At 36.3% G+C, this 18,392-nt stretch carries 19 protein-coding genes; 11 read left to right on the top strand and 8 right to left on the bottom strand.

Annotated elements, in window-relative coordinates:
* Nucleotides 1–96: 96 nt before the first annotated feature.
* The 3 genes from PKC55_RS04985 (at nucleotide 97) to PKC55_RS04975 (ending at nucleotide 1,939) form a co-directional block, all read left to right on the top strand.
* Nucleotides 97–435, top strand: coding sequence for a hypothetical protein (locus tag PKC55_RS04985; protein WP_291126365.1), 339 nt, complete (start codon nucleotides 97–99; stop codon nucleotides 433–435).
* Nucleotides 432–1,376, top strand: a complete 945-nt coding sequence (locus PKC55_RS04980; protein ID WP_291126367.1) for a bifunctional methionine sulfoxide reductase B/A protein — start codon at nucleotides 432–434, stop codon at nucleotides 1,374–1,376. The genes PKC55_RS04985 and PKC55_RS04980 overlap by 4 nt, the downstream gene beginning before the upstream one ends.
* Nucleotides 1,377–1,513: 137 nt before the next feature.
* A complete protein-coding gene (locus PKC55_RS04975; protein ID WP_291126369.1) occupies nucleotides 1,514–1,939 on the top strand; it encodes a DUF5606 family protein in 426 nt (141 codons plus the stop codon).
* A gap of 280 nt (nucleotides 1,940–2,219) precedes the next feature.
* Here the strand turns inward: PKC55_RS04975 and secG are convergent, their stop codons facing one another.
* The 8 genes from secG to PKC55_RS04935 all read right to left on the bottom strand — a co-directional run bounded on the left by secG (nucleotide 2,220) and on the right by PKC55_RS04935 (nucleotide 10,188).
* The gene (gene secG, locus PKC55_RS04970; protein ID WP_135103754.1) at nucleotides 2,220–2,603 is read right to left on the bottom strand and encodes a preprotein translocase subunit SecG; all 384 of its coding nucleotides are present in this window, start codon (nucleotides 2,601–2,603) and stop codon (nucleotides 2,220–2,222) included.
* Nucleotides 2,600–3,379 (bottom strand): DUF8458 domain-containing protein, encoded by a 780-nt coding sequence (locus PKC55_RS04965; protein ID WP_291126371.1) that lies wholly within the window; start codon nucleotides 3,377–3,379, stop codon nucleotides 2,600–2,602. Before PKC55_RS04965 ends, secG begins: the two co-directional genes overlap by 4 nt.
* A 38-nt stretch (nucleotides 3,380–3,417) precedes the next feature.
* Nucleotides 3,418–3,921, bottom strand: coding sequence for an LPS assembly lipoprotein LptE (lptE, locus tag PKC55_RS04960; protein ID WP_006842353.1), 504 nt, complete (start codon nucleotides 3,919–3,921; stop codon nucleotides 3,418–3,420).
* Nucleotides 3,918–5,204 carry a sigma 54-interacting transcriptional regulator gene (locus tag PKC55_RS04955; RefSeq protein ID WP_283686235.1) on the bottom strand — a complete coding sequence of 429 codons (1,287 nt, stop codon included), beginning with the start codon at nucleotides 5,202–5,204 and terminating at the stop codon, nucleotides 3,918–3,920. Before PKC55_RS04955 ends, lptE begins: the two co-directional genes overlap by 4 nt.
* A gap of 127 nt (nucleotides 5,205–5,331) precedes the next feature.
* Nucleotides 5,332–6,168 (bottom strand): lysophospholipid acyltransferase family protein, encoded by an 837-nt coding sequence (locus PKC55_RS04950; protein ID WP_291126373.1) that lies wholly within the window; start codon nucleotides 6,166–6,168, stop codon nucleotides 5,332–5,334.
* A gap of 59 nt (nucleotides 6,169–6,227) precedes the next feature.
* A complete protein-coding gene (locus tag PKC55_RS04945) occupies nucleotides 6,228–6,728 on the bottom strand; it encodes a metallophosphoesterase family protein (RefSeq protein WP_283686237.1) in 501 nt (166 codons plus the stop codon).
* Complete coding sequence (gene menA / locus PKC55_RS04940; protein WP_324372109.1) at nucleotides 6,728–7,633, bottom strand: 1,4-dihydroxy-2-naphthoate octaprenyltransferase; 906 nt, start codon at nucleotides 7,631–7,633, stop codon at nucleotides 6,728–6,730. The genes PKC55_RS04945 and menA overlap by 1 nt, the downstream gene beginning before the upstream one ends.
* Before the next feature lie 107 nt (nucleotides 7,634–7,740).
* Entirely contained in the window at nucleotides 7,741–10,188 is a 2,448-nt protein-coding gene (locus tag PKC55_RS04935; RefSeq protein ID WP_291126377.1) for a DUF5686 and carboxypeptidase regulatory-like domain-containing protein, read from the bottom strand.
* A 195-nt stretch (nucleotides 10,189–10,383) separates the two neighbouring features.
* On the opposite strand from PKC55_RS04935, the gene PKC55_RS04930 reads away from it, so the two are divergent.
* The 8 genes from PKC55_RS04930 to PKC55_RS04895 all read left to right on the top strand — a co-directional run bounded on the left by PKC55_RS04930 (nucleotide 10,384) and on the right by PKC55_RS04895 (nucleotide 18,261).
* Entirely contained in the window at nucleotides 10,384–11,769 is a 1,386-nt protein-coding gene (locus PKC55_RS04930; protein ID WP_135103762.1) for an aspartate kinase, read from the top strand.
* Between the two features lie 410 nt (nucleotides 11,770–12,179).
* Nucleotides 12,180–13,001 (top strand): MotA/TolQ/ExbB proton channel family protein, encoded by an 822-nt coding sequence (locus tag PKC55_RS04925; protein WP_135103763.1) that lies wholly within the window; start codon nucleotides 12,180–12,182, stop codon nucleotides 12,999–13,001.
* A gap of 71 nt (nucleotides 13,002–13,072) precedes the next feature.
* Nucleotides 13,073–13,684 carry an ExbD/TolR family protein gene (locus PKC55_RS04920; protein ID WP_135103764.1) on the top strand — a complete coding sequence of 204 codons (612 nt, stop codon included), beginning with the start codon at nucleotides 13,073–13,075 and terminating at the stop codon, nucleotides 13,682–13,684.
* A 33-nt stretch (nucleotides 13,685–13,717) separates the two neighbouring features.
* Nucleotides 13,718–14,380, top strand: a complete 663-nt coding sequence (locus PKC55_RS04915) for an ExbD/TolR family protein (RefSeq protein WP_135103765.1) — start codon at nucleotides 13,718–13,720, stop codon at nucleotides 14,378–14,380.
* Nucleotides 14,381–14,404: 24 nt separating this feature from the next.
* Nucleotides 14,405–15,241, top strand: a complete 837-nt coding sequence (locus tag PKC55_RS04910) for an energy transducer TonB (RefSeq protein ID WP_135103766.1) — start codon at nucleotides 14,405–14,407, stop codon at nucleotides 15,239–15,241.
* Nucleotides 15,242–15,353: 112 nt separating this feature from the next.
* A complete protein-coding gene (locus PKC55_RS04905; protein ID WP_228093666.1) occupies nucleotides 15,354–15,548 on the top strand; it encodes a hypothetical protein in 195 nt (64 codons plus the stop codon).
* A gap of 21 nt (nucleotides 15,549–15,569) precedes the next feature.
* Nucleotides 15,570–16,553 (top strand): PstS family phosphate ABC transporter substrate-binding protein, encoded by a 984-nt coding sequence (locus PKC55_RS04900; RefSeq protein ID WP_252637666.1) that lies wholly within the window; start codon nucleotides 15,570–15,572, stop codon nucleotides 16,551–16,553.
* A gap of 55 nt (nucleotides 16,554–16,608) precedes the next feature.
* Complete coding sequence (locus tag PKC55_RS04895; protein ID WP_135103769.1) at nucleotides 16,609–18,261, top strand: tetratricopeptide repeat protein; 1,653 nt, start codon at nucleotides 16,609–16,611, stop codon at nucleotides 18,259–18,261.
* The last annotated feature ends 131 nt before the right edge of the window (nucleotides 18,262–18,392 follow it).

Raw genomic sequence — 18,392 nt, 5'->3', positions numbered from 1 at the left:
CGGAAAGTTATTTAAAAGATTCCCTTTAACAAAATTTGCCTCAAAAAACTTGTGAACATCTTTGTTCAAAGATATTTTTGTCTGGTAAATGAAGGAATGAAAATATTATACAGTAAACATTTTCCTCCGGGGAACTTCGGAGCAATCAACCTGTTTGGAATAATCATTGCTCGTAAGGATTATGGTAGGCTGACTGATGCCGAAATAAACCATGAGTGTATACATACACGACAAATGGCTGAAATGCTCGTCATATTCTTTTATATAAGCTATTTGATAGAGTGGATCGTTCGCTTGATACAATATAGGAATATGTTTGATGCTTATATAAACATTTCGTACGAACGCGAGGCGTATAGCAATATGTATAATATTGAATATCTGAAAAAGAGAAGACCTTTTACTTTTAAAAATTATTATAAAAAAACGGTATGAAACTTAGATTATTCATATATTTATTATGTACCGTGATCGTAGGGGGAGTATCATGCGTACAGAGTCAAAATAAAATAGAACAAGGTAATATGAAATACAATAAACTGACACCCGAAGAAGAAAGGGTAATAATATATAAAGGCACAGAAGCTCCTTATACAGGAGAATATGTGAATAATAAGCGGGCTGGAGTGTATGTGTGTAGAAGATGCAACGCCCCTCTGTATAATTCATCTGATAAATTTGACTCTCATTGTGGGTGGCCTTCTTTTGATGATGAAATAAAGGGTGCTGTAAAACGTGTTCCTGATGCCGATGGAAGACGAACTGAAATAATATGTACAAACTGTGATGCTCATTTAGGACATGTATTCCTCAACGAAGGCTTCACGGCAAAAGAGACAAGGCACTGTGTAAACTCGATATCACTAAAATTTATACCTCAAGAGAATAAAATGATTAAGAAAGCTTATTTTGCCTCCGGTTGTTTTTGGGGCACAGAGTATTATTTCATGAAAGCCAAAGGTGTGGCACATACCGCTGTAGGCTTTATGGGTGGGCATGTAGATCATCCTAGTTACGAACAAGTTTGTCAGAAAAATACCGGACATTTAGAAACAACGGAAGTAGATTATGATACTTCGAAAACATCGTATGAAGATCTTGTCAAGCTGTTTTTCGAAACGCATGATTTTACTCAAACAAATGGCCAAGGTCCGGATATTGGGCCTCAGTATCTATCTTGTATATTTTATGCCGATGAGAATGAAAAAAATATTGCTGAAAAATATATATCGATTCTACAAAAAAAGGGATATAAGGTTGCAACAATGCTAAAACCCTTATCTACATTCTGGAAAGCAGAAGATTATCATCAGCAATATTACGAGCACAAAGGAACAACTCCTTATTGCCATGTATATAAAAAGATATTTGAATAGTTGGATTGCCTATTAATTAATAGGTTAATAAATATATTGTTAATTTGAATACATTAAATTATTATATTTAATGTATTCATATTATTTTTGTGGCTTAACTAAAAATCAGAAAAGTATTTTAATTAAATTATTTTTTTATGCTTAAAACAATCTTATCTATTTCTGGAAAACCCGGACTTTACAAACTTGTATCGAACAGTAAGAATATGGTTATTGTAGAGTCTCTCGCAGATAACAAAAAGATTCCTATTCATCCACGTGATAAAGTAGTATCATTGGGAGATATCTCTATATACACAGAAACTGATGATGTGTCTTTAAAAAGCATTCTTGCTTCTATCAAAGAGAAAGAAAATGGGGCTAAAGTATCAATCAGTGCAAACTCAAAGCCTGAAGAATTAAAGAGATACTTCGAAGAGGTATTACCTGAGTTTGACAAGGATCGTGTTTACCCGACAGATATCAAGAAAATAATAAACTGGTATAATATAATTATCGAGTCCGGTTTCGACTTCGAACAAGAAGATAACAGCAGCGAAGAGAATACGGAAGATAACGAGTAGTATTTGCTGTCGCTAATAATGTTTTCAGACCTTAAGGTATTCTTTATGTATTTCTGAGGTCTACGTTTTATAATAGGAACCCCTTCAAAGGCCTCCCCGAAAATGGAGAAGTTTGGAGGGATTCTTATTTTGTGGGCTCTCTATTTTTCCAAAGATAGTTGCGACTATTGTCTTATATTTTATAGATAAGCCTCTTTCTATTTCCGATGTGTAGGTATACAAAAAAAGCTTATCTGATTCCAGATAAGCTTTTTTATATTATATGATTTTTATATTTTCCTTATTCAGTAGGAGGTGTTGTAGGCTGTTGCGTAGGAGCCGGAGTAGTTGTACTTGCTGCACCTTGACCTTGATTAAGAGGTAAAGTAGTAGACATATCAGGCGTTCCTGTAGCAGGAGTAGTTGGTATGCTTATATCCGGTTTTGCTGTTCCTAAACCACCTTTAGGTCTGATCATAACACAAACAATACTCATTATCATGATGAAACCAGCCAATCCCCAAGTTGCTTTCTCCAAGAAGTCTGTGGTTTTACGAACTCCCATGATTGCATTTGAAGATGAAAATCCTGATGAAAGGCCTCCGCCTTTTGAGTTTTGAACAAGAACTATAAGTACCAAGGCTATAGCTGCTATCACAATTAATATGGTAATAAGTGCGATCATTTTTTATCTTTAGATTTTGAATTTATAATCAATTTTTCGAGAAAACTCAATTGGTCTGCAAAGTAAATATTTTTTTTTGGATAATTCAAACTTAAATGTTTAATTATTTTGTATGCTTTCTCATACTTCTGCTGCTTTATATATATTTTGGCAAGGGTTTCGGTGAAAAACAAGTCTTCATTTAATTCATCCTGATCTTCATTGCTGTCTTTTAGTTCATAAGTATGATCTCGGAGCGACTCATCTTCTTTCTCTATTTGGATGTGGATGCCATCTTCTTCCGATTTAGTAATGAAGGTATCTATAATATCTTGATGCTTGAGTTGCAGGTTACTCTCTTTTTTGTTCTCTTCTTCGTGAGGCTGATACTGTATGTATGAAAAATAATCGGTTGTGGCTATGCTCGAATGGGATATACTATACTCCAGTTGCATGTCATCGCTGATTGTTTCGCCTCGAGATTCAAAAAAAGCATTTAATAGAATGTTCGTCTTATCTTCAGCAATTTCTTTTTTACCTGTTTCTACAAAGAATTGTTGATATTCTTCACTGAATATATAATAGAACAGAGCTCTTCTGTCAGTTATTGTAATACTGAGCCTTTCCAGTTCTGTTTTATATCTTTCAGGTTCGTTTATATACACAGCTTTTAGATATATGAAAATGGCAGCTTGAAAAAAAGGGTATTCGAAAGCAATTCTCTCCAGACTTCCGATATCGGATTTGGAGGGAGATTTTTTTTGAATAATAAATTCATTAAGCTTCTGAATATCCATGTTTAAGATCTTATAGCAATATTTAAGATTATTGTTTATTACCAATTAGACATGGTTGCATTAAATATCTGGTCTACTATCTCTTTTGTGAGTTCTTCTCCGAGTTTATCTTGTACATCGGTAAGCATTTTGCTGCTCTCAAAATCTCGATATGCCGAGATGGTCTCCTCTTTATCCTCTTCCGGTCTCACATTGTTTCTAAATCGGAATTTAACCGCCATCGTAAGTCGAGTCTGCGAAGCCAGATTGTTTTCCTGCACAGCCAGAGGTGTCAGATCCCAACGTACAATCTCGCCTTCTATTTCCATTGACGGTGCTACGCTGGTAAACTGTAGTTTGGTTCCGCGTATAAACACATCTTTCATTTCCTCGTTAAACATTTGAGCTAACATAGGATATACGTTAGGCGACTGGTTTTGGAAGTCGCGAATTTCTAAAGTGGGTGTTTCGGAATAGTTAATGTTCGAACCGTTAAACTTGTATGAGATTGTACAAGCCGTCATCATGATTGACACTAGAATCAACAGGCCGATTTTTTTCATAAATTTTCCAGATTATATTCTTTTATTTTTCTGTACAGTGTACGTTCCGATATTTTCAGGTCTTGAGCCGCATTCTTACGCTTTCCGTTATGACGATCCAACGCTTTTATAATCATGTCTTTTTCTACATCCTGTAGAGAAAGTGTTTCTTCTTCATATTCGGGAGCTTCTATTATATCTACGTCAGCAATATCATTTCTGGTAGGGGTAATAGTATGAGGATCATTTTTTATAGTCAGAGGTGTAGTTGCTCCTTTGTCAGCTGCACTTACTACCATAGTGGGTAAAGTGTTATCGCTTTTGCTGATTGTGGATGCAGATACAGCATCTGAGGCTTTTAGATTTCCGGCAACAATATCATGAACAATTTTTTTCAACTCGTTCATGTCTTTTTTCATATCAAAAAGTACCTGATAGAGTATTTCTCGCTCATTACTAAAGTTTTTAGGATCATTATGTCCCGCAGAAGTGTGTATGGGAATTAAGCCAACCTCGTTTGCCGGAAGATAAAGTTTTAGTATATCCGGAGTTATTTCTCTTGCCTGTTCTATAATTGATATCTGTTCGGTAATATTTTTCAACTGGCGAATATTCCCCGGCCAATAGTAGTCTTTGAGCATTTGCTTTGCCAATTCGGTTAGAACAATAGACGGCATGTTGTATTTTTCAGCACAGTCGCTTGCAAACTTTCTAAAGAGTAGAGGAATGTCGTCTTTCCTGTCTCTTAGTGCAGGTATCCGAATGGGGACAGTGTTTAAGCGGTAATACAAGTCTTCACGAAAACGTCCATTTCGTGTAGCAGTTATCATGTCCAGATTTGTAGCCGCAACAACACGTACATCTGTTTTCTCTACTTTTGATGATCCTACTTTTATAAATTCACCCGTCTCGAGTACACGAAGTAAACGAGCCTGGGTAGAAAGAGGTAATTCTCCTACTTCGTCGAGAAATAGTGTCCCTCCATTCGCAACTTCGAAATACCCTTTCCGTTCGCCTGTAGCTCCAGTAAAGGATCCTTTTTCGTGTCCGAAAAGTTCTGAATCTATAGTACCTTCGGGGATAGACCCACAGTTGACCGCAATATAAGTTCCATGTTTGCGATGGCTGAACTGATGGATAATCTGCGGAAAACTTTCTTTACCCACTCCGCTCTCTCCTGTCACCAGTACAGACATATCGGTAGGTGCTACCTGAAGCGCTATGTCTATAGCTCGGTTGAGATCGGGTGTGTTCCCTATGATGCCGAAGCGTTGTTTTACCTGTTGTATATCTGGTCTTGCCATTTTATTAGATAGATAAGTCACAAATAAACAAAAGTTTATATGTGAAGTTTAACGAAACCTGACAAAATTACATATTAATTTCAGTTTTGTCAGTCTTTTTTAGTGAAGATTTCTAAAGGTGATGAGTTTAATCTGTAGATTTAGCTAAAGCGTATGTTTTAGCCTTCAAAAACTCTCCGAATTCTTTTATATCTGTATGTTTTGCCTGTTCTTCCGGTGATATTGGCTCACCCAATCGTAAGTATATAGTTTTACCCTTTTTATTATACACTTCATGTCCTAACCTCAATGAACGGAGTCTCCAATTTACAAGATCAAGAAAGTTAAAGAACCAAGAATTTTTACCGCTAAAGTACATTGGTATCACAGGTACTTTCGACTTTTTTATCAGTTTTAGTACTGGTTCTTGCCATTCACGGTCTTCAACCTCCATCCTGAAGTTTCTTACTTTTGTCTTAGATACAGCACCGGCAGGGAAGAATCCCAATGGATGTCCGCTTTTGATATGTTCGATGGATTGTTTTATCCCTTCGAGGCTTGACTTACTTGCCATTTTTCCACTTTGGAAAGGATTAACAGCAATGAAGTTGGGGGACATTGTGTCTATCATGCCGAGAATGAAATTTACCATCATTTTATAGTCGGGGCGAACCGATGCGATTGTGGCAATGGCGGCAATACCATCTATGTGACCGTATGCATGGTTCGAGACAGTGATAAACGCAGCTCCTTCGTATTGGTTAAGCACCTCTATATTTTCGACTACTATATTGACACCAATGTCTTGTAATAAATGTTTGCAAAATTCAGGGCCTTCGTATTGCTTCGAAGTATCGTAGATGCGGTTGACTTTATTCATCCCGGTCAGCCACATAGCAAATTTTATAAGTATATTTCCAAATGGACCACGCAAAATAGGGCTCATTTTGCGAACATCATCATAGCTCAGTAATTTTTCCTTCATGCTGCTGTTTTTTTACTGTTGCAAATTTCGTTAAAATAGAAATATTAGACAAGTATTAATTAAGATTCGTCATGAAGTTCGATGATATCCAAGTCGGAGATATTGCCTTCACTCAAGTTAAACTTAAGAAGGGTTCTGACTTTATGTATTCCATATTTGCCTGCTGCACCCGGATTGATGAATAATCCGTTTATTTTTTTATCGAATATGACTTTCAGTATATGTGAGTGCCCGGTTATAAATAATTTGGGCGGATTCATAAGTAATATTGATTGTACTTTTCGTTCATACCTACCCGGAGAGCCTCCGATATGAATCATAAACACATCTACACCTTCGAGTGTGAAGCGTAACGTTTCGGGGTATGCTGCACGTACACGACTGTCATCGATATTCCCGTACACTGCCCGAAAGGGTTTGCCCAAAGCTTCGAACTTTAAAGCCAACTCCATTGAACCTATATCTCCCGCATGCCATATTTCGTGACAGTCGGAAAAATATTTTGCAAACTTCTCATCCCACCAGTTATGGGTGTCAGAAAGTAATCCTATCTTTTTCATTATAGATTGATACAAATACAAAAACAAACAGATAGGATAAATGTTCCCATCGAAGTATATTTCAAGTATGAGTCGAGTAGACGATTCTCTTTTATTTTGATAATGTTAATTAACAATTTAAAAAATACAAGAAAACTTAATAGGTACATATATTGATACCAGTGGGTACTATATAATATAGAATATGCCGTAAGGGAAACGAACGCTCCTATAATTAATAGGGCGTGGTATATCTTCGCATTCTTGATTCCTATCCTTACAGGGATTGTGATTTTCCCCGATTTTCTATCATTGTCTATGTCACGCATATTGTTAAGATTGAGTACGGCAGCTGTTAGCAAACCCAAAGCTATAGCAGGTAGCCACGGCTTGAAATCTATGGCGTGGGTATGTAAAAAATATGTTCCAACTACCGATACAAGTCCAAAAAAGATAAAAGAGAAAATATCTCCCAATCCCTTGTATCCATAAGGATTTTTTCCGGCTGTATATTTTATTGCAGCGACAATACTACCCAGTCCCAAGCCTAGAAAGAGTAAAATATATTGCCATGCCATAAACTGAAGAGCAACGTAAACAAGCAATATCCCGATCACAATAGCACATGCTATAGCTATTTTTATAGCTTTAGCCATCTCTTCGGGAGTAATGGCTCCGCTTTGAACTGTTCGTTGAGGTCCTATTCTTTCGCCTGTGATATCTGTACCTTGTTGGTAGTCACCAAGGTCGTTTGCCATATTTGATAGCAGTTGTAATACATTCGCTACCAAAATAGTCAGAACAAATACAAATATGCTGAATTTTCCTGTGCTATATGCGATCCCGCTGCCACATAGTGCTGTAGCTCCCGCCAAGAATAGTGTGCGTGGACGCAGAGCCGATACCCAAGATTTTACAGATGCCATAATTAAATTTGTGCAAAGGTATGTATTTTAGTCTGATGAGAAAAATATTATTATCCTGTCAAATTCTAATATTACCTAAAAATAGAAAGGTGACGTTACGCTTACTTCTATCTGTTTATAGTTTTCTTTATATTGTCTAAATCGAACAATACTCTTATTCCGAAATCCTTATATTTTGTTTTCTTGAATGACGCAAATACTCCTACATTAAGCAGCTTTGTGAAGTTTAGTGAGTAGCCCATCTCACTATATTTCATGTCGGCGGTGTATAAGTTTTTTAGATGTAGGCTTTCTGTAAACATTTTTCCTTGAAGAAATGGCAGTCGCTTAATTAATATATACTTGCTTTCGTAGTTGAAATTGGTTCTGACCCAATATCTGTTTGTTGAAGCAACATAATTGTCTAACAGCATAAACGATACAAAGGGAGACTTTAGGTTCACTGTTACATTCGATGTGTTGAAATGTTGATAATCCACAAAGTGTATTTTGTCTCTTTCGCCCAGAAAGCGACCTCCTTCGAGTTGGTAGTTGAAGTTGCTAAACTCACTTAGCTTTATATTTTGTTTTATGCCTCCCGATAATTTTTGATATTGAGCATTGTTGGTTTGCCATCCGGAGAATGCCTGCTCATAATTAATATAGAATGTAGGAGAAGCGTATTTCTCATATTTTTTCGCTCCATCTTTTATCGAGTAATAAGCGTAAGGGGTGTATTCTATACCTAAGTTGAATGCTGTTTTGTCAAACCTGTCGTCAGGGTATATGTTAGGCGTGATTTTACTTTTCTTACCCCAGGTGTAATCTGTATTATTCGATAATCCATGACGCCTGTCTATCTCCAGTCCTACAGATACAGATAATCCGTTCGAAATATCTATACTATTTGTTGCGGAAATAAAATCTTTCTGATAGAAGTAGTTATAATTCTTACCTCTAATTAGTGAATTTGAAAAGTTATTGAAGCGGTGAATACCTAGTGTATTGAAATCTTCACTTGTACTTCCTATAGAGATAGTAAGGTTGCCTAATCTTAGTGGCGCATAAGTAAGATTTATATTACCTCCACCTACCAATCTTTTCCTTGATAAGGCATAATATATATAAGGTGTTATTTCAAGCTTGTTGTGTTTTCCGATATTACTCGTTAACCTGAATGATTGCCCCATCCATAGCCCATCTACAAAATTATACTCATAGATACTACCTTCGAGTAGCCCGTTGAATTTAATTTTTACTTTGCTGGAGTCACTTCCTATCTGCCCTCCGTTCATTATATTTGAAAATGTCAGCTTTGGATTACGGTGCTTCTCTCTCGCCGAATCGAGATGTTGCTGTATGGAATCCCTTTTTATTAATGTTTTTATCTCCCGTTCTCCCAAAGGTATCGTTCTTACATTGGTCCAATATGCCGTATCACGCTTGGATGCCAAACTATCAGATTTTACTATATATAAGGAGTCTTGACGTGCTATTTCAAAGTTTCTTTTCTCTTTTTTGTTTTTTGTACCACTTATTACCGATTCATTCGTTTTAATATTACTATAGGTTAGAGATGTGTAGTAGTTCATTGTAGCTTTAATGCCGAAGATGTCAATATCAGATGCTATCAAATAAGTGATAGGCAGATATACATTTGGTGCTAATTCCTGAAACGAGATTGTATATGCTTGTTTTGCTCCGTATGGATTAGAACGAAGTTCCGCAGAATATATATGCCATGTATAATCTGCTATATATATGAAACCTTCAAAAAGCGAAGGGTCTTTTAATTGGGGTTCTATTTTTATTTTATTTATTGTTAATCCATTCTCTTCTATAAATCCCTCGTATCTGAATTTGTAATAAGAAAATGCTTGAGGGTGCAAGGGCGAAATGTATGAACCAATCTTGGGATTGTACAAGGAAGTGCTTAATATTCCCATCACGTCTTTCGAATCTATATTGTCGGGAATACTGCTTGAGAATGCTTTTACTGTTTGTTCGTACTTGTTGGGTGCTGTAAAACGTATTTCGTTGAAGGATTCTTGTGTAAATAGCAACTCTTTAAAATCTGATAGTTTAACCCCTTCTTCTCTTTTTGCCATTCTGTCTATCAATGACGAAACTTTAAGCAATTCAGCGTTTACCTTTATGTAGGCTTCGGCAGTATATTCTTTTACTGAAGCAGCATATAATGGTGCTTTTTCTATTGCTTTCCGCATAATAGGGTAGGCCGGGTCTTCCTGATTTGATACGGTAATTTCTTTCAGGTTGAAAGGTGTTTCATATAGTACTATATCTAATGTAGTTACTTTATCTGTACTGATCTTGATTATTTGCACTTCGGGTTTAAACCCCAAACATTTATATTCAACTTCGTATTCTCCGTTGGGTATAGTCGTTTGATAGCTTCCTGTTTCGTTACATACCAACCCTTGATTTACACCTTTTATATATACTGTGCTTCCATATAACGGTTCGCCGTTTGTGTCTGTAATTTTTCCTTTAAAGTTTTGTGCGTCCAAATGTATGAAGCAAAAAAAGGATAAAACCAAGGCAATATATAATCTCATTATTAGTTTATTATTTAGGGACACTTTTTAACATTCTCTACAAATATATCGGAAATATCGATTTATTCTTTACTTATTTCCTGTTTTTATTCGATTTAATGTTACAAAGGAGTGACATTATTCTATATTCCCCTGTGAAATAAGATTATTTTATTATTTTTGCGCTAAATTTTTTTCAAAATATTAAAGATTAAAATGCTTACAGTTGAGAAAATTGGCGGAACCTCCATGTCGCAGTTTAAAGATGTGCTGGAGAACGTCATTGTAGGAAAGAGAAAGCCGGAAGAAATGTACAATCGGATATTTGTTGTATCCGCATATAATAATGTCACTAACTGGCTATTGGAACATAAAAAAACAGGAGAGCCCGGAGTATATGTTCAATTTCTCGAAAATGCAGATTATAGCATCGGATTAGATAGTCTGTGTCAAAGGCTTTTGCTTATAAATAAGGGTTTTGAAGAAATCGGCCTGAATCTATTAGAAGCAAGAGAATTTATTACCTTTCGCCTCAAACAGGCTAAAACAATGCTTCATAGTTTAAGCAAAGTTTTGGCTTCAGGATACGTAAATGCCGAAGATATCTGTTTAGCCGCACGCGAAATTTTAGCTTCGATAGGAGAGGCACATTCAGCGTGGAATACTGTAAATATTTTGAATAACAATGGTATCTCTGCCCGGTTTATCGATCTATGCGGATTTAATGACTCTCTGCCTCTTACGATAGATGAGCGTATTCATAGAGCATTCAAAGGCGTTGATTTCAGTAAGGATGTTTGTGTTGCTACCGGATATACAAAAGGTACTGAGGGTATTATGCGTGCGTTCGATAGAGGTTATACAGAGGTTACTTTTAGCAAAATTGCCGTAGAGGTAAATGCCGACGAGGCTATTATCCATAAAGAATATCACTTGTCGAGCGCTGATCCGAATATAGTAGGTGTTGATAAGGTGGTTCCTGTAGGACGAACAAATTTTATTGTTGCCGATCAGTTGGCTGATATTGGTATGGAGGCTATTCATCCGAAAGCGTCTAAACCTTTGGAACTTGCAAATATCGATATCCGTATCAAAAATACCTTTGAACCGGAACATCCGGGTACATTGATAACAAAAGAATATGTGTCGGAAATACCGAAGATAGAGATCGTTTCAGGTACAGATAAGGTGTTAGCTGTAGAAATTCATGATCCAATGATGGTTGGAGAGGTTGGATTTGACTTGAGAATCATGCAGATATTTGCTAAATATAATGTGAGTTATATTCTCAAATCTACAAATGCAAACTCTATTACAATGGTGGTTTGGGACAATTATAAATCACGCGAAATGATAACAGACCTGGAGGCGACATTCTATCAGGTTATTGTAGAGCGTGTAGCTTTAGTATGTGTAATGGGTACCAATATTGCATTGCCCGGATTCTTGTATAGAGCCTCGAAAGCCCTGTTTCAAAAAGGAATCAATGTCGAGAGTTTTGCTCAATCTCTACGGCAGGTGAATATGCAGTTTGTAATAAAAAGAGAATTTTATAAAGACGCGGTAATTGCACTGAATGATGAATTGTGTATAGAGAAATAGGTTAATAAGGGTTTTTTTATATTTTTTTTATTGTGTGAATTGATTTTTAGTTCTATTTTTGTTTGCTGAAACTAGAGTGATCGTTTAATACCTTGTGGGGCACTTAAATAAAAAAGAATATCCACAATTACAGATATATAGACCTTTGAATTTGCTTGAACATTCTCTATTACAAAAGTTGCTTTTATTGGAAAATAAAAAACTGATTTCACCGTTACATTTGATTAGAAGTGTGAATAAAAGTGCAATGTTAGATGCGAAATACTTAAAAAATCAAAATAATAGTATATTTGCATCCTATAATAATTGACACTGTGTAATTTTATTGTTTTAAAATAAGGAGACTATTGAAAATTAAAAGATATAAATTTAAAAATTGATTCACTAAACTTAAATTATTTATTATCATTATGGAAACTAAAAAACAACAACCAAAACAAAAACCAAGATCTAAAGGCGTTTCAGCTATGATAGTCGTTATTGGATGTGCGATTGTAGCTCACCTATTCTTCTACCTAGTTGCCGGGGATAAGGCTAACTTTGACGAAAAAGGTCATCCACTACCAGGCAATTCACTAGGTGCATTATTCCAAGGAGGATGGGTAATTCCTATCGTTATCACGCTGTTACTAACAACACTTACTCTTTCTGTAGAGAGATTCTTTGCATTGAACAGAGCTAGTGGAAAAGGAAACACAGCTAAATTCGTGATGAATGCTAAAGCTAAATTAGAAGCTGGTGACATCGCAGGTGCAACAAAGCTATGTGACGAACAAAAAGGATCTGTGGCTAATATATTAAAAGCAGGATTAATCAGATATGCAGATGTTGAGAAAATTGCTGACAAGAACAATGACGAAAAAGCAGCAATGATTCAAAAAGAATTGGAAGAAGCTACAACTCTTGAACTTCCATATCTACAACAAAACTTATCAGTTATCGCTACTATCTCTACTCTAGGTACTTTGATGGGACTATTCGGAACTGTACTTGGTATGATTCGTTCGTTTGGTGCGATGGGTCAAGAAGGAGCTCCTGACTCTACAGCTCTTGCAGTAGGTATCTCTGAAGCACTTTACAATACAGCTATGGGTATCGGTACTGGTGCTGCATCTATCATTTCTTATTCTTATTTCTCTGGAAAAGTTGAAGATATAACTAACGCTGTTGATGAAGTAGGTTTTGCTATCGGTCAAACTTATACTACTCTTCACGGAGGTCTATCTAAATAATTAACAATTTTTTTTCAGAACAATTTGTGGAATTCATATAAGATTCCACTCTAATAAGTAAAAGTAAGAAAATGGGAAAGACAAAAGTAAAAAAACAGAGCACATTCATCGACATGACGGCGATGAGTGACGTTACTGTACTCTTGCTCACATTCTTTATGCTTACTGCTACCTTCTTACCAAAAGAGCCGGTACAGGTAATGACTCCACAGTCAGTATCTGAGGTGAAAGTGCCTGAATATAATGTGTTGAATATATTGATAGATCCACAAGGAAAGGTATTCTTGAATATAGACAAACCAGAAAATAAAAAGGCGGTATTGGAAAAGATGGGGCAAGATTATGGTATTACATTCACCGATAAGCAGATTAGATCTTTCATAGAACAAACACACATTGGTGTGCCTATGAACAGAATGGCTGCTTTCCTTGATATGCCATTGAGCACTCAAGATAGTGAGATAAAGAAATGGGGTGTGCCATCTGATAGTGTAAACGATCAGTTTTCACGTTGGGTACAACATGCACGCGAAATTGGAGGCGATGATATGGGTATTGCTATCAAAGCAGACCAGTCAACAGCTTATCCATTGGTGGATAAGGTATTGAAAAGTCTTGTGAAGATGAAAGAAAACCGTTATAGCCTCATAACATCTCTAAGGGGAATGCCGGAAGGCGTATAAAACATGATTTAAACATTAAAAAAAGAAAAAATTATGGCAGAAGTACAACAGTCCGGTGGTGGAGAAGAGAAAAAAGGTAAACCCAAGAAACAGACCCTGAGAGTAGACTTTACTCCGATGGTGGATATGAACATGCTCTTGATTACATTCTTCATGTTCTGTACAACATTGAGTAAACCGCAAATCATGGATATTGCGATGCCTACAGATCAGAAACTTACTGAAGAGGATGAAGTGAAGGTCAAGGAGTCTAAAGCTATTACTTTGATTCTAGGAGAAGACAATAAAGTATATTACTATACAGGTATGCCTAACTATAGTGACTATACTACCTTGAAAGAAACTGATTATTCCCCTGAAGGACTTCGTAAAGTTTTACTGGAACGCAATGCCCCTATTGTAGCAAAAATGAGGGAATTGAGACAGGAGAAGTTTGAGAAGAAAAATAAAATGTCAGAGGAAGAATTTAAAACAAGATCGAAAACAATAAAAGAAGATAAGGATGGACAAGTAGTGGTTATTAAACCAACATCCGAAGCTAGTTATAAAAATCTTGTTGATGCTCTTGATGAAATGCAAATTTGCAGTATTGCAAAATATGCAATTGTGGATATGACCGAGGGTGACCAATTCTTGCTTGAGAACCTGAAAAGTAAAGGGGCTTATGGCGCTAGTGCTGCACCACCAAAAAATTAATCACATTAAGAAAGGAGTAAAATTATGGGAAAAGATATAAAATTGAATTCCTCCGAATGGTGTGATGTAGTTTTTGAAGGTAAGAATAAAAACTATGGAGCTTACAAGCTACGTCAATCATCATCGAAGAGACATATCGTTGCGTTTTTAGTAATCCTTGCGCTTGCAATATTTGTGTCGGCTTTACCGAGTCTGGTATCAGTAGTAAAGAGCCTTACTCAAAGCAATACAGGGCCAATGGAGGATACTTTCGAGTTATCTAATATTCCGGTAGATCAAGAAATTCCGGAAGAGAATAAGATTAAACAAGAAACAGCTCCGCCGCCTCCACCGTTGAAAACAACAGTGAAGTTTGTGCCTCCTAAGATTGCAAAAGACGACGAGGTGCGTGAAGATCAGGAAATGAAGTCACAGGATGAAATCCAGGAAACTAAAATCCAAATTTCGGTGGCTGACGTGAAAGGTACAAATGATAAAACAGGTGTCGATATCGCTGAGTTGAGAGAACACAAGGTGATAGTAGAAGAAAAACCTGCCGTTGAAAAACCTTTCGTTACTGTAGAACAGATGCCAACTTTCCCGGGAGGCGAGATGGAAATGCAAAAGTATATTGCTTCCAATCTCAAATATCCGGTAGTGGCTCAAGAATCAGGTATTCAAGGACGTGTAACAGTACGTTTCGTTGTTTCTAAAACAGGAGCAATTGAAGATGTAAACGTGATTCGTGGTATCGACCCATCGTGCGACAAAGAAGCTGTACGTGTGGTTAAATCGATGCCGAAATGGATACCGGGAAAACAAAATGGATTGAATGTACCTGTGTACTTTACTCTCCCTATCGTATTCCGTTTGAAACAGTAAAAGTGAATATCTATTGAGATTTTTATAAAAAAATTGTAAATAAGACTTAGTAAAGAAGAGAAGTTGGAGTATGAAAGACACATCTTCTCTTCTTTTTCCAATAAAAAAAGGTATGAAAGAAGGAAAAAAAATATCGGGAAAAGCAATATTTGGTATATTTATGGTATTGTTTTATCTATGTGTGTCAGTTTTGATGGTATTTACCCCTATTTTTGATAATGTACATATCTTGCTTCGTGTGGCCATGGGTGTGCTGTTGTTTTTGTATGGCATATTTAGAGGATACCGTGCATGGAAACAATTTTAAACGAATTATCTGTTTTTTGTTATGAAAAATCTTAGTCTTATTGTATGTATTTTTGCTTTTATCTTTCTCTTTTCTTGTAGCGACCAGAGAAAGATAACACGAACAGATACGCCCACAAGTGGTATAGCTGAGATAGCTGTTGATGAATGCTTTGCTCCTGTAATACAAGAACAGGTTGATGTTTTTGGAGCTTTAAATCACGAAGCTCTGGTTATTCCCATATTTACCAGTGAAAATGAAGCATTTAATTTATTTATGAAAGATAGCTTGCGTGTAATAATTGCTACACGACAACTTACTGCCAACGAAACACAAATTATAAAAGAACGCAAACAAGCTCCACGTACACAGCGGCTTGCTATTGATGGTATTGCCCTTATTGTAAACAAAGAAAATATGGACACTTTGATTACAGTGTCTGATATTAAAAAAATAATGACAGGTAAGATTAAGGATTGGAAGGAGATAAATCCGAAATCTAAACTGGGTGAAATATCGGTCGTATTCGATAGCCCTAATTCCAGTACTGTCAGATTTATAAAAGATTCGATCTGTGGAGGCGAGCCTCTCAGTCAGAATGTGAAAGCGAGATCGGCAGACAGCGTTAAAAATGTCAACCTGCAAGAACGTACACCCAATCAGCAAGTGATAGATTATGTTGCTGCTGTCCCTAATGCAATAGGTGTTATCGGTGTCAACTGGATTAGCAATCCATCCGATCCTAAAAATTTAAGCTTTATTAATAGTATAAATGTTATGTCGGTAAGCTCAGAAGATAAAGCCACTGAGGAAAACAGTTTTAAACCATTTGCCGCATATTTAGTCTTAAAAAAATACCCGCTAACGAGAGATATTTTTATTATAATCTCAGATGTCAAAGGTGGATTACCTTCAGGTTTTGTTACCTTTGCTGCAGGAGAGAAAGGACAACGTATTATACTCAAGGCCGGGCTTTATCCCGCAAATGTACCTACCAGACTGGTAAGAGCAAACCCAACATTTTAGGATAGGCCTGATATCTGTCACATATAAATAAATATTAATAAAAATAGTATAGAAGATGAAAATGAAGTATTTAGTGAGCGCATTTTTGAGCTTAGCGATAAGCTTGTCGGCATTTGCGCAAAATAGCCCGGGAGCAGATTATCTGAGCCTTGGTGAAACCAAACTAGCGAAAGAATATTTTACTAAAAACGTAGGGCAGAATCCTGAAGAATCTCATTATTATCTGGGAGAAATTGCAATTCTGGAAAATAACTTGACTGAAGCTAAGTCTCAGTTTGAGCAAAGTGCGGCAGCAACTACTGAGCTAGGTCTTGGTGCTGTAGGATTGGCTAAATTGCAATTAAAGTCAAACCCTAAGGTTGCAGAAGATCAATTAAAAGAAGTTCAAAAAAAGAATAAAAAGAATGTAACTGTTCTTTTAGCCATAGCAAAAGCATATTTTGATAATGGCATGAAAGACAAAGCCACTTTGATGATTGCTGAAGCTAAGAAGGCAGATAAGAAATCACCATATTCATACATTCTCGAAGGAGATATGTTAGCCAAAGAAAACAATCCGGGCGGAGCAGCAGGTCAGTACGATCAGGCTATCAACTTTGATCCTAACTGTGTATTGGCTTATATGAAAGGTGCTAAGGTATATGAATATATTAATCGTAACACAGCAGCCGATTTGTTGAAAAAAGCGATAGAAATCAAACCTGAATATAAGATTGCTTACAAAGATCTTGCTGACTTGTATTACAGAGATGGTTTTTATCCGGATGCTATTGCTGCATACAAAGAATTCTTCAAGGGTGGTGATTACACTGTAGATGATATTACTCGTTATGCTGCATCAGAGTACTTTACACAAGGATATTCAGGTGCAAAGAATCTGATTAATGAAGGTTTGAAACGCGAACCAAACAGCTTTGTGTTGAATCGTTTGTTGATGTATATCGAAAATGAAACTAAAAACTATCAGGACGGTTTAGCTGCAGGAGACAAGTTCTTCAGTATACCTAGATCTGAGGTTGATACAGTGAAATATCTGGTTTCAGACTATATGGCTTATGGAAATATACTATCTGAAACAGGCAATAAAGCTAAGGCTATAGAGCAATATCAGAAAGCGATAAAATTAGATCCTAGCAAAGTAAGCTTGTTTAAAGAGATCGCTACAGCTTCTGCCAAAGATCAGATGTACGCTGAAGCGGCTAATTATTACAAAGAATACATCCAGATGCTTGGAGAAAGAGCAGAAGCAACTGATTATTATCAATTAGGTAGCTACTATCTATCTGCAGCATCTAAAGTTGAATCTGATAAATCGTTAACTCCGGAGCAAGTAAAAGAACAATCTATTGCGCTATACAAACAAGCAGATGCAGCTTTTGCTGTAGTTGCAGAACGTAAGCCGGATAGTTATTTAGGATTCTATCAGAGAGCACGTACAAACTATCAGATGGACCCGGACTCGGAGCAAGGGTTGGCAAAACCATTCTATGAAGAAACAATTAAAGTTCTGTTGGCTGATCCGGAACCAAGCAGCAAAATATTGATAGAAGCATATAGCTATTTGAGCTACTATTATTATTTACAGTTCGAGAAAAGCAAGAAGGCTGATGATAAAGCAAATGTAAAACTATATGCAGAAAAGGTTCTTGAGCTAGATCCTGAAAATGCAAATGGTAAAGCTTTATTTGAATTTGCTAATGGCAAGTAAATAAATAGATATAAAATATGAGAAACAGCCTGTATCAATTTTGATGCAGGCTGTTTTTTTATATAGAATAATTTTAAATTGAGAAAAAGATGTATCTTTGCACTCAATTAAGTGGATAGATTTGTATTGAT

Source organism: Dysgonomonas sp., from assembly GCF_035323175.1.
Classification (GTDB): Bacteria; Bacteroidota; Bacteroidia; order Bacteroidales; family Dysgonomonadaceae; genus Dysgonomonas.
This window is presented reverse-complemented; position numbering and strand designations above follow the sequence as displayed.